This is a genomic window from Amycolatopsis sulphurea (genome assembly GCF_002564045.1).
In the GTDB taxonomy this organism is placed as follows: Bacteria; Actinomycetota; Actinomycetes; order Mycobacteriales; family Pseudonocardiaceae; genus Amycolatopsis; species Amycolatopsis sulphurea.
On record NZ_PDJK01000001.1, the window covers coordinates 952,774 to 965,646 of the forward strand.

5 protein-coding genes and 1 pseudogene are annotated in these 12,873 nt (G+C 67.0%); 4 read left to right on the plus strand and 2 right to left on the minus strand.

Going from position 1 to position 12,873, the window contains the following annotated elements; all coding sequences use genetic code 11:
• Positions 1 to 223: 223 nt before the first annotated feature.
• Entirely contained in the window at positions 224 to 883 is a 660-nt protein-coding gene (locus ATK36_RS33260; protein WP_245914308.1) for a recombinase family protein, read from the plus strand.
• Between the two features lie 107 nt (positions 884 to 990).
• Here ATK36_RS33260 and ATK36_RS04365 read toward each other — a convergent pair whose 3' ends face one another.
• Positions 991 to 1,296, minus strand: a complete 306-nt coding sequence (locus ATK36_RS04365; RefSeq protein ID WP_170069594.1) for a transposase — start codon at positions 1,294 to 1,296, stop codon at positions 991 to 993.
• Between the two features lie 1,923 nt (positions 1,297 to 3,219).
• Between ATK36_RS04365 and pks2 the strand changes: the two genes are divergently transcribed.
• Positions 3,220 to 9,516 carry a sulfolipid-1 biosynthesis phthioceranic/hydroxyphthioceranic acid synthase gene (gene pks2, locus ATK36_RS04370; RefSeq protein ID WP_098509924.1) on the plus strand — a complete coding sequence of 2,099 codons (6,297 nt, stop codon included), beginning with the start codon at positions 3,220 to 3,222 and terminating at the stop codon, positions 9,514 to 9,516.
• Complete coding sequence (locus tag ATK36_RS04375; RefSeq protein ID WP_098509925.1) at positions 9,513 to 10,643, plus strand: SDR family oxidoreductase; 1,131 nt, start codon at positions 9,513 to 9,515, stop codon at positions 10,641 to 10,643. The genes pks2 and ATK36_RS04375 overlap by 4 nt, the downstream gene beginning before the upstream one ends.
• A gap of 190 nt (positions 10,644 to 10,833) precedes the next feature.
• On the opposite strand, the pseudogene ATK36_RS04380 reads toward ATK36_RS04375, so the two are convergent.
• Positions 10,834 to 11,251, minus strand: a pseudogene (locus ATK36_RS04380) (IS701 family transposase); the annotation flags it as partial.
• A gap of 183 nt (positions 11,252 to 11,434) precedes the next feature.
• Between ATK36_RS04380 and ATK36_RS04385 the strand changes: the two are divergent.
• Entirely contained in the window at positions 11,435 to 12,826 is a 1,392-nt protein-coding gene (locus ATK36_RS04385) for an IS1380 family transposase (RefSeq protein ID WP_098509926.1), read from the plus strand.
• The last annotated feature ends 47 nt before the right edge of the window (positions 12,827 to 12,873 follow it).

Genomic DNA, 12,873 nt, shown 5'->3' on the forward strand with positions numbered 1-12,873 from the left:
GCGACGCACGGACCGTTGCTGCCTCGTGTGCGCCGATTCGGGTCAGGTCCGCCCATGCGTTTTCCCATGCTGTGGGGGTGGCTGGCAGGTCGCCGGCTGCGGTCAGGTGGTGGCCGAGGCTGAGTAGGGACTTTCCGCGCCGCCGAGGGTCGCCCGAGGTGTCGAGGTAGGCGACACCGCGGTCCAGGTGTGTGCGTCCGGTCGCGGGGTCGCCGAGGGTGAGGTGGATGTCGCCGAGCAGGACTTCGGCGCAGGCCAGGCCGTGTGGGGCGCGTGCCTGATCGAGAATCTCCCGGGCCTGCCGGGCATACGCGAGGGCTTCGGCGAGGTTGCCTGCTCCCAGCGCTGCCCAGCCCAGACAGCGGAGCGTGGCGCCTTCCCGCCTGTCGTCCCCTCCGTCCCGGAGGGGCTTCGCGGCTGGCCGTCAGCTGTTCGACTGCGGCTGCTTCATGCCTTCGTCCTGGTGGACGATGCCGAGTTCGCGTCCGCTGGCAGCTTCCCAACGCAGGTCGCCGAGTGCGTGGGGCTGCTCGGTAACGCCCGGAAGTCGGTGGAACCGCTGGGTGGGGAGGTCGTGGCGGAGTTCTTTGATGTGGGTTTTTCACGGTCGGTGCCGTGGGACCGGCGGCCGGAGGCTTCTCGGTTGCTTGCGGAGCTGGCCAATCCGCGCCGGGACTGGAATGCCGTGGTGGTGGGTGAAGGTACTCGGTGCTGGTTTGGTGATCAATTCTCATTGATCGCTCCGCGTTTTGAGGCTTACGGGGTGGATCTGTGGGCGCCGGAGCTGGGTGGGCATGTCGGAGTCGGAGCGTCGGCATGTGCAAGCGCGGGTGCGGTCGGCGATGGATACGCAGGTGGTCGACGAAGGCCGTCACCAAGGTAGCCGGGCGCCCTACGGTTACGTGACCGTGGATGGCGGGCCCAGTTCGCATGCGCGTTTGACGTTGCCGTCGCTGCCGGCGTTGTCCGCCTCGATGAACGGGTACACGTTCACCGGGTCTCCTTCGCGAAGAATGCCGTGGCCCGTTTGAGGATCTCCACGTCCTCGGACAGGCGGCGGTTCTCCCGCCGCAACCGGGCCAGCTCTGCCCGCTCGTCGCTGCTCAGCCCGCCGTCGGCGCGGGTCCCCGCGTCACGCACGGCCTGCGCGATCCACTCCCGCACACCGGTCTCGGTCAAGTCGAAATCCTTCGCGACCTGCCCGATCGACCGGTCGCCTCGCTGGCACAGCCCGACGATCTCGGCCTTGAACTCAGGCGTGAACGAACGACGAGGCCGAGGCTTCTTTCTGCCCATGGTCTCCATGATGGAACATCCTTCCCGAGGGCGTCAGCCCCCTGATCTCGGATGTCCGTCAAAACGGGTCAGGCCCAGTGCCCGGAATCGGCGCAGCGTGTGCACAACTGGCAACCGTGCTTCCGCAGCGGTGGTCGCCGTCGTCAGCTCACGAGGGGGCGCGCACAGCCGCAGACCTCCAAATATTACCCGTGGCCTTACTCGGCAATCCAAAACCGCATGACTCTCGCTCGCCACAATCCGCAACCCATCGGGTTCGACAAATAGTTTTGGCGGGGTGCCTTCAATTCCCATCCCTGAATACCAGATGGGCGTGCGACCGGATGCCCTGAACGTTATTCAGGCTGCTTGATCACCTCAATAACGAGAGGTTGCGCTCGTGGTGCGGGCATCGCCCGCCGTTGGAGTTCGAACAGGACTACTGGCGCGACACACCCGAGCAGCCCAGGGTGTCGGCAAAGTCGGTGTGAGGGCCCTGCGCAGACCCGAGACAGGTCCGGCGCACACCACGAGGTGGTCGCGCATCTCGAACATCTCCGCTTCGCCCGCTGCCGGGCGAAATCGACGACGATGGCAGGCACCGCCGATGATGACGCGGCAGCCACGGCACTCTGCTGATCACGGGTCCTCGACCGACTTTGCCGGGACCCTGCCCGAGCAACCTCAGGCAGCGTGAGACAAAACGATCAAGTCTCCACGAAAGCCGGGGCGGTCCACCCTGGTCAGTTGGGCTGTCCAGGCGACAACCGTTGCCAGCCCGGCATGGCCCGGCATAGCTTGTGGGGTACCAGCTATGCCACCCATGCCGGGCGCCGGTGGTGCCACAGGGAGCCCCCGCCCGGCGCGGCCCCAGGGAGGCGCGGATGGCCGTAATCACGGGCCCGCCCCAGGCAAACCCGAGAGCGTCTCCCCGACCCAGCCGCGCCCAGATCGAAGTCCATATACTCGCCGCCTTCGCCACCTTCTGCACCCCCGCGCGTCGCGGTCGTGAACATGCTGCCGCCAGCACGCCTCCACATCCTCGTAGAACAGATGTGATACACCATGGCCATCTCGCAAAACACAGCTTCGCCACGCCGGGAGATGAACCGCCTCTTCGATCTTCCATTCCCATACCGGATCAGCCCTGAGCATGAACGTGTTGCCGCACATTCCCGAGACTGGGCAAAACGCATGAACCCCCGACGACTCATGCCAAGATGCCCGCTTGCGGGAACCTAGCCTCCGGCAAAGGGACGTTGCACCTTCACCACGACATCTATGATTTGGGCCTCTGTCGTATGCCGTGGGCAGGTTTTGGATCAGTCCTTTGGGGATCGTCCGGGCAGTGGTACAGGACGTCCAAGCGGTCTGTGTCACGATCGGACTTGCCCTCCACGGCCCAGTGCCGTCCATCGTTGTTCGGGACCACGAAGTTCGGGAAGTACTTCTTGTCATTCTCCAGTGCGATGTACACGGCCGCCTGATCGCTGCGCTCAGGTAGCTGCAGCGGCCAAGTACACCGATTTCGTGCTGTCGAACAGATGCGCCAGCGCGAATTCCGTGCTCTTGGCATCGAAATCGACCACGGGCTTGAGGAAGTATCCCTGTGGTCGCGGTATGGGCGCGGCGGTTTGTCGCCGGAATTTCAGTTCCGCTGCACGGCACGGTCTCTTGCGCTGTTAGTGGGCTGGTGCGCAAACTCGGTCTTGGGCAGGGGAGTGGGTTGGGGGTGGAGGCAATGTCACCAGTTCTCGATGAGCCTGCGTGCGGCGATGGTGACCCACGAGGGTCTGACAGTGGATTGCCGGGGGTGTCATGAGCGTTTCGCGTTCACCGCTGCCACCGAAGATGTTGAGGGTGTTGCGCTACCGGTCGCCCAGATGGCTGCGCAGCACTGCAATCGCGGAATGAAGAGGGGAACGGGCCATGGCCAGAGCAGGCATGACAACGCAGGTGCCAGTCGCGGTGATCGGGATCGGCTGTCGGCTTCCGGGTGGGATCGACTCCCCGGAGTCTTTCTGGCACTCGCTGGTGCGCGGAGATGATCTGATCACCGAGATCCCTCCCGAGCGCTGGGACGCGTATGAACACTATGACCCGGAGCGTGGCGTGCCGGGGCGGTCGGTGTCGCGATGGGGTGGCTTCCTGGCTGATATCAGCGGTTTCGATGCCTCGTTCTTCGGGATTGGAGAGCCGGAAGCGGCGGCGATGGACCCCCAGCACCGACTCTTGCTGGAAACCGCCTGGGAGGCGGTGGAGCATGCGGGCATCCCCCCACTGTCGTTGGCGGGGTCGCTGTGCGGGGTGTTCATGGGGGTGGCGCACGACGATTACACCGTGGTCGCCTACGGTGCCGGGACGCTAGATGGGCCGTACGGGCTTAGCGGAACCGCATTCAGCATGGCCTCCGGGCGCATCGCCTACGCGCTCGGGCTGCACGGGCCGGCGCAGACGGTCGACACGGCGTGCTCGTCGGGCCTGACCAGTGTTCATCTGGGGTGCCGCAGCCTGCACGAGGGCGAGAGCGACCTGGTTCTGGCCGGTGGTTGTATGGTCATGCTCCGTCCCGAGGTGAGCGCGTCGGCATCGGCGCAGGGCATGCTTTCGCCCACGGGCCGCTGCCGGGCGTTCGACAGTGCCGCCGACGGGTTCGTACGCTCCGAGGGCTGTGCCGTGGTGGCGCTGAAGCGGCTGGACGACGCGCAACGGGATGGGGACAGGATCCTGGCTGTGGTGCGCGGTACGGCGACCAACCAGGACGGGCGGTCGGAGACGATCACGATGCCTGCGGTGGAACCGCAGGTCGCGGTCTACCGCGCCGCGCTGGCGGCAGGAGACGTGGCACCGGACTCCGTCGGGATGGTGGAGGCCCACGGCACGGGCACCCCGGTCGGAGACCCGATCGAATTCCATAGTCTGGCCCGCGTCTATGCCACCAACGGCGGTCCATGCGCAGTGGGATCGGTGAAGACCAACCTCGGGCACACCGAGTCGGCGGCCGGCACAGTCGGCCTGGTCAAGGCCGTCCTCGCGCTGTGGCACGGCTTCATTCCACCCAGCCTGCATTTCACCGAACTTCCCGAGGACCTGCAGCAGGTGCGGACAGGCTTGTTCGTGCCGGCCGAGGGCGCCAGCTGGCCACAGAGCGGTGAAGGAATCCGGCGCGGCGTGGTGTCCGCGTTCGGCATGTCGGGGACCAATGTGCACGCTGTCCTGGAACAGGCCCCTGCCAGCACCAGAGACCACAGCGCGGAGGAACGCGGCGTCACTCCAGGACCGTTGTTGTTCCCGGTTTCGGCCACCTCCACCGAAGAACTACGCCATAGCGCTGCACGCACGGCAGATTGGGTGGCGCGGCACGCGGACACCGTGGCGCCGTACGACCTGGCCTACACACTGACCAGGCGTCGCGAGCACCGGCCCGTGCGCGCCGCTGTTGTGGCTTCCTCCTCGCGGGAGCTGGAGCAGGCCCTGCGCACGGTCGCCGAGGACGAAACCCGCACCGCTCTCGCAGCGGATCGGAGCGGACGGGGACCCGTGTGGGTGTTTTCCGGGCAGGGCTCACAGTGGGCCGCGATGGGCGCGGACCTGCTGAACACCGAACCGGTCTTCGCCTCGCGGATCGCGGAGCTCGACCCGTTGATCGTCGCGGAGGCGGGGTTCTCGGTAACCGAGGCTATGACCGTGCCCGAGATGGTGACCGGCATCGACCGGGTCCAGCCGACGCTGTTCGCGATGCAGGTCGCCATGGCGGCCACGATGCGGGCCTCTGGGGTGGAGCCCGGGGCGGTGATCGGGCATTCCCTCGGTGAGATCGCCGCCATCGTCGTCGCGGGTGCCTTGTCCCTGGAGGATGGGGTGAAGGTGATCTGCCGCCGGTCGCGGTTGTGCGCCCGGCTGGCCGGAAAGGGTGCGATGGCCTCGGTTGAGCTACCCGCTCAACAGGTCCAGGAGGAATTGGCGCACACCAACGGAGCCGAGGTGGTGGTTTCCGTGCTCGCGTCCCCGCGGTCCACGGTCATCGGTGGGGAAGCCCGCGCCGTGCGCGACCTGGTGCGCGCGTGGGACGAGCGTGGGGTGACGGCGCGAGAGGTCGCGGTGGACGTGGCATCCCACTCGCCCCAGGTCGATTCGATCCTGGAGGAACTGGCCGGGGAACTGGCCGACCTGACACCGGGCGTGCCCACAGTTCCGTTCTACACCGCGACGCTGGACGATGCCCGCACGCAGCCTGCCTGCGACAACACGTACTGGGTTGACAACCTCCGCCAACCGGTGCGGTTCGGTGCGGCAGTCCAGGCCGCCTTGGAGGACGGGTACCGGGTCTTCGCCGAACTCGCCCCGCACCCGCTGCTGCTGCGGGCCATCGAACAAACCGCCTCCATTACTGACGCGCCCGTGGCGACCGTTGCGGCGATGCGCCGCGAGCAGGCGCTGCCGGAGGGACTGCGCCACTTCCTGTCCGACCTGTACACAGCGGGAGCCGCTGTGGACTTTTCCGCGCTATATCCACAGGGCCGGCTCGTGGATGCACCTTTGGCGACGTGGACCCACAAACGACTGCTCGTGCGGCGGGCCAACGACACGCGCTCGGCCCACACTGTCGCGGTCCACCCCCTATTGGGGGCGCACGTCCGGCTGCCCGAGGAACCCGAACAGCATGCCTGGTGCGGCGATGTGGGTACCGCGACGCTGCCGTGGTTGGCCGACCATGTGGTCAACGGCGTGCCGGCCCTGCCCGGGGCAGCCTTCTGCGAGATGGCCCTCACAGCGGCACAGGAAGTGTTCGGGAGTGCCTCAGCAGCCCGCGAGGTTCGTTTCGAGGAGATGCTGCTGCTGGGCGAACAGACTCCTGTGACCACGACCGCTGTGGCGGACGCACCAGGAACGGCGCGGTTCACCGTGCAGACCACTGAGGACGGCGAACACACGCGGCGCGCCAGCGCTACGCTGCAGGCGACCACGGATGAGGAGCCGGAACCGCCGCCGCTGGACGTGCCTGACCTGCTCGCCGCGCACCCCAATCGCACCGACGGGGACGAGTTGCGCAAGCGCTTCGACGCGGAACGCCGTATCCGGTTTGGTCCGGCAATGGCAGGGCTTTCCGCCGTGTCCTTACCCGCTGATGAGAACTCCACGTTGCTGGCGGAGGTCAAGGTCCCCGCTCAGATCCGCCATCAGCTCAGCTCCTACGGAGTGCATCCGGTCCTACTCGACTCCTGTATCCAAGCGGTCACGGCCTACTCACTGCTTCGCAGTGGCGACGCCGATCCCGGCCTGATGGTGCCCCTGGCTGTCGACCGGGTGCGCTTGTGGGGGCCGGCCCGTCACGCACGCTACTGTTACGCCCGGGTGGCGACCTGGGATGGCACGACGATCGAAGCCGACTTCGATGTGGTCGATGAATACGGGGCGGTGCTGCTGGTCGTGCGCGGGCTTCGCTTGGGAACCCGGGGCGCGGAAAGCGAGAAACACGAGCAGCTACTGGCCCAGCGGCTGCTCACCGTTGAATGGGAGAAGCACCAACCGCCGAGGTTGCGTAACCCCGGAACTCCCTCGGGGACGTCCTGGATTGTCCTCGATCCAGCCGGAACCCGTGATTCTCTGGCGAGTGGCCTGCCTCAGGCCCTGGAGCATCACGGGGCACGATGCACCGTCCTGGAGTGGCCGCAGGCCGAGGATCACGCGGTTTTTGCTGCGCAGCTCGGGGATCGCTTGCGCTCCGGCGGCTACGACGGAGTCGTGGTGATCATTCCCCCGCCCGAAGCCACGGACACCGAATGCCCGGCCCGCGCCCGGGAACAGGTCCGACGCCTGGTGTGGATCGCGGGGGAACTGGTGGAGCTCGCGGACCCGCCTCGCCTGTATGTCGTCACCCGCACCGCGCAGCATGTCCTGGCCGAGGACTCCCTGAACCTCGAACAGGCCGGCCTCCGCGGCCTGCTGCGCGTGATCGGTGCCGAGCATCCCCACCTGCATCCCACCCAGATCGATGTCGACGACACCGTCCGCGCCGACGGCGTGGCGCAGGAGCTTCTGGCTGGATCCGATGAGGATGAGACCGCCTGGCGGGGCTCGTGCTGGTACGCCGCCCGCCTGCGCTCCGCCCCACTGCGCCCCGACGAACGCCGGCTGACCACCGTGCGCCACGACCGCGACGGGATGTCCCTGCAGATCCGCAATCCTGGCGACGTGGAGACCCTGGAACCCGTTGCAACCGGCCGCCGAGAGCCCGGTCCCGGCGAGATCGAGATCGCGGTCGGCGCTGCTGGCATCAACTTCGCCGATGTATTGAACGCCCTCGGCCGCTACTCCTCATTCGAACCGTCACTGCCCGACCTTGGCCTCGAGTTCGCCGGTGTGGTCACCGCCGTTGGCGACGGTGTGACCGACCGCCGGGTCGGCGAGAGGGTCGGCGGGTACGCACCATCCGGCGGAACTTGGGGGACCTTCCTGATCTGCGATGCCAAGATGGCTATCCCGGTGCCGGGCGGGCTCACCATGGAGGCGGCGGCCGCAGTGCCGGTCGCCTACGCCACTGCCTGGCACAGCCTCCACGACCTCGTCCGGATCGCCTCTGGGGATCGAGTTCTGATTCATTCCGCCACAGGGGGCGTGGGCCAAGCCGCGCTCGCCGTCGCCCGCCACGCCGGTGCGCAGATCTATGCCACCGCCGGTAGTCCTCGGCGCCGTGACCTCCTGCGTGGGATGGGCGTAGAGCACGTGTATGACTCGCGGACCACTGAGTTCGCCGATCTCATCCGTCAGGACACCGACGGATACGGAGTCGACATTGTCCTCAACTCGCTGCCCGGCCCCGCCCAACACGCGGGCATAGGGCTGCTGTCTTTCGGCGGACGGTTCGTCGAGCTCGGGAAAAAGGACGTCTACACCGGCAACCGGCTGGACTTGTTCCCCTTCCGCCGCAACCTCGCCTTCTTCTATGTCGATCTGGCTCTTATGGGCCAAACCGATCCGGACCGAATACACACCCTGCTACAGACGGTGTATTGCAGGATCGCCGACGGCGCCCTGCCCGCCCCCGCGGTCGCCACGTACCCGCTCAGTGAAGCAGCCACGGTGATCCGAACGATGAGCTCGGCTGGCCACACCGGAAAGCAGGTGCTCACGATTCCCGCCACCGGCAGCAGTACCGCCGTGGTGCCACCGCATCAGTCCCCGGTCTTCCGCCGCGACGGCGCTTACCTCATCACTGGCGGGCTCGGCGGCTTGGGCCTAGCCCTCGCTGACCACCTCGCCCAGGGCGGTTGCGGACGGATCGTACTGACTTCTCGCTCCCGACCCGACAAGCACATCCGCAAGACCATCGCCCGCATCCAGCACGACAACGGAGTCGACGTCCAGGTGGAATGCGGCGACATTGCCGACCCCGCCACTGCGACCAAGCTCGTGGAGACCGCCACTGGCACCGGCCTGCGGCTGCGCGGCGTGCTCCACGCCGCCGCCACTGTCGAAGACGCCACCCTGCCCAACATCACCGACGCCCTCCTCGACCGGGACTGGGCGGCGAAAGCCGACGGTGCCTGGCACCTCCATCACGCGACCCTTGACCAGCCGCTGGACTGGTTCTGCGCCTTCTCCTCCTCAGCTGCACTGCTGGGGTCCCCCGGCCAGGGCGCCTACGCCGCCGCCAACAGTTGGGTCGATGCCTTCACCCACTGGCGCCGCGCCCAAGGACTCCCCGCCACCACGATCGCATGGGGCCCCTGGGCCGACATCGGACGCGGCGCCGCCCTGGAGCACGACGGCCGCACAGACATGATCCGGCCCGAGGAAGGTGTGTTCGCCTTCGACCAACTGTTGCGCCACACCCGGATCTGGACCGGCTACCTGCCCACGACCAACTCACCCTGGCTGACCAGCCTGGCCGAACGCAGCCCATTCGCCCAGGCATGCGTTGCGGCGGACGATGAGGGCCAAGGAGACACGCCGAGTCTGCGCAGCGAGCTGCGGTTGCTGCCCGCCGAGCAGCGGCCCGGCAGACTCCGGCGGTTCCTCGGTGAACAGGCGGGAATGATCGTGCGCAGCAACGTGGATCCCGACCGCCCGTTCAACCAGCACGGCCTGGATTCACTCGGCACGCTCGAGCTGCGCACCCGCATCGAAACCGAACTTGGCATCCGCCTGACACCCAAGGACATCACCGCGCGCAACACCGTCCGCGCGCTGGCCCAACATCTCCTGGACATCCTGTCGGGTGAGGAGCAGACCTCATGAGCGGTGTCGTCTTGACGGGAGTGACCGGATTCCTGGGAGCGCACCTGGCAGCCGCGCTACTGCAGCACACCGACACCACCGTGTACTGTCTGATCCGCGCCGAAGGGCTCGGCGCGGCCCGGCGCCGCCTGCAGGAACGGGTCGCAGCGCTCGGCCCTCTGCAATACCCCGAGCGCTTGGTGCCCGTCTGCGTCGACATCGAGCACCCCTCTCTCGGGCTCACCAGGCGAGACTGGGATGAGCTGGCCGACCACACTGCGGCGATCCACCACTGCGCCGCCGCGGTGCACCTCACGGCCGGCTACCGCGAACTCGCAGCGGCCAACGTCGGTGGAACCCGGGAACTCCTGAAGTTGGCAGAGACAGCCGCCGCACGCCGCGGACACGTTGTCGCATTCCACTTCGTGTCCACCCTCGGGGTCTTCATCGATGCGCGCCGTGCCGGAATGACGACCGTCGATGAAACCACCACACCGACCATGACCACGGCAGGACCGCTGGGCTACCCTCGCAGCAAGGTCGCCGCTGAACGCGAACTGCGGCGAGCCGACGAACGCGGCGTCACACCCGTCGTGTACCGGCCGGGACTGATCACCGGCCGTTCCGACACCGGTCTGGCCATCTCCGGCGACCTCCTGGCTCCCTTGCTCTTGGCCACCGTGGCACTCCGCGCCAAACCCGACGGACTGTGGGCGACACCCATGGAGACCGTGGACCAGGTAGCCCGCCAGCAAGCTGTCCTGGCCACCACCCACCCTCCCGCGGGCCGCGCCTTCCACCTCATCCACCCCGAACCACAACACCTCGACCACGCCACCGCCGCCCTGGAACGTGCCGGTTTCCACCTGCGCACTGTCCCCGCCGCACAGTGGGAAAACCTTCTGAACACTCACGCCACCCACACTGCCCTCGCGCCTCTAGCGCGTCTAGGGCCGGTGGGACGACGTCTGGCTGGCATCGACCCTAATTACACAGCCCCCACCATTCACAGTGACCGCACCTGGGCCGCTCTCAGCCGGGCAGGTATGCGACCGGTCAACGTCGGCGAAGCCTATTTCGACAAACTCATCGACGGACTCGCGCCCCAACTCTTTAAGATCAAACCAATACCGACGTACTCGCAATAAGCGCGAATTGAAATCGCCATAAAAGACATCCGCATACGGCACAAGAAATCTTCCCCGCAAGGAGGCTGGACCATGAAAGTTGGTGGATTCGCTGAATTGCTTACTGGCCCTGGTGGCGATCGCCCGCCACCGCTACGCGCGTGACCCACCGACCACGTGAATAGTTACCTAGTACGGCAGCAGCCATTCGCTAGCTGACCTGGGTGTTCTTGATGTCGCGGGCGGGTCTGGTGCGTTTATGGAACCAGCGTGATCGTGTTTGATGCTTGCGGCGCCAGTTCATCCAGTGGATTGCGTGTCCAGGTGGTCGGGTCGGCGATCAGGTGCTTGGTTTCGGGGATGGTGGGCGGGATCAGGCCGGGATCAGCGGGTGGGAGCTGGTCCGGGTGTCGTGGTTCGGGGGCTTGGCTGTCGGTGCGGTCGCGTAGCAGTGCGGCGGTGACAGCGCAGACCGCCAGAGCGGCGCAGACGAGCACGGTGTGCCGGGCGATCGCGGTGTAGAGCCTGACCTGAGACTGGTCCAGGCCGAAGCAGTCCTTGCCGAACTCGAATCCTTCCTCGACAGGCCAGCGCAGCCCGGCGGCGCGGATCAGCCGGGTCTTGGTGAGTCCACGATCGAGCCCCCACACGCGGCATGACCACCCCCGAAGGACTTCCGAACCGGCCACTAAGCCTGGATCCGCCGATGGATTGTCGTCTGGGGCGGCGTGTAATAGGTGAAAGTGCCTTCTGGCCTGCGATAGTGAGAGTCTCTGAGGTTCTCAAGTCGCATGTGGCGGAAGGTATTTTCAGTGAGATTGTGGCATAGGTGGTCGCGGGTGTCCGTCCGGTTCGATGAGGAGAATCTCGTGTCGTGCGCGGGGTTGGTGCCGGTGATGGCGCTGGCCGAGCGGGCAGGGATGTCGCAACTGGTCGCGGAGAAGGTGGAGATCACGAACGCGCCGATCCCGTCGACCGGAGCGAATCCGGCCGGGAAGATCGCCGCGATCGTGGCCGGGATGGTGGCGGGCGCGGACTGTATCGATGATCTGGATGTGATCCGCCACGGCGGGATGAAACGGCTGTTCAGCGGGGTGTACGCGCCCTCGACGCTGGGATCGTTTCTGCGGTCGTTCACCCACGGGCACGTCCTGCAGTTGACCGCGGTCCTGCGTGCGATGCTGGCCACGCTCGCCATGACGACGCCGGTGCTCGCAGGCGCGGAGCAGATGACCTATGTGGACATTGATTCACTGCTGCGGCGTGTGTACGGCAAGAAGAAACGGGGCGCGCGGTTCGGGCCGGCGAAGGTCGGTGGCTACTCGCTGCTGTTACGCGGATTGTCGCCGCTGGTGGCGACGATCTCCACCCCGCTCGCGGCGCCGCTGATCGCCGCGATGCGGCTGCGTGGCGGCAACGCCGGCTCCGCGCGGGGCGCGGCCGGCCTGCTCGCCGAAGCCCTGAACACTGCGAAAGCGTCCGGAGCACGAGGAATGATCCTGGTGCGGGCCGATTCGGCCTACTACGCCGGCACCGTCGTGTCCGCCGCTCGCCGTGCCGCGGCCCGGTTCTCCATCACCGTGACCGGCAACAGCGCGATCCAGGCCGCGATCGCGACCATCCCCGACGATGCGTGGATCCCGGTGCGCTACCCCGGCGCGGTCGAGGATCCCGACACCGGGAAGCTGATCTCCGATGCCGAGGTCGCCGAAACCGTCTACACCGCGTTCGCCGGGACCAGCCACGAGGTCACCGCGCGGCTGGTGGTACGCCGAGTGAAAGACCAGAACCACACCGACGTGCTGTTCCCGGTCTGGCGCTACCACGCGTTTCTCACCGACACCGCGCTGTCCACCGTGGAAGCCGATCTCACCCACCGCCGCCACGCCGTCGTCGAAACCACCTTCGCCGACCTCATCGACGGCCCCCTCGCACACTTGCCCTCCGGGCATTTCGACGCCAACGCCGCCTGGGCCGTCTGCGCCGCGATCAGCCACAACCTGCTGCGCGCCACCGGATCGACCGCCAGCATCTTTCACACCACAGCCCGAGGTGCGACCCTGCGCCGCCACCTCGTCTGTGTCCCCGCCCGCCTCGCCCGGCCTCAAGGCCGCGAAATCCTGCACCTACCCGGCTACTGGCCCTGGGCCGACGCCTTTGCCGGCCTGCACGACGCGGCAACCCGCCCACCACCCGCCGCCTGAGCACCACCAACCACCGCCTCACCAGGCCCGACCGGAGACCACATGGA

Excerpts from the sequence above, each read along its gene's own strand:
- ATK36_RS04375 (WP_098509925.1), top strand. The coding sequence starts at position 9,513 with ATGAGCGGTGTCGTCTTGACGGGAGTGACCGGATTCCTGGGAGCGCAC.
- ATK36_RS04365 (WP_170069594.1), bottom strand. The coding sequence starts at position 1,296 with ATGGGCAGAAAGAAGCCTCGGCCTCGTCGTTCGTTCACGCCTGAGTTC.
- pks2 (WP_098509924.1), top strand. The coding sequence starts at position 3,220 with ATGACAACGCAGGTGCCAGTCGCGGTGATCGGGATCGGCTGTCGGCTT.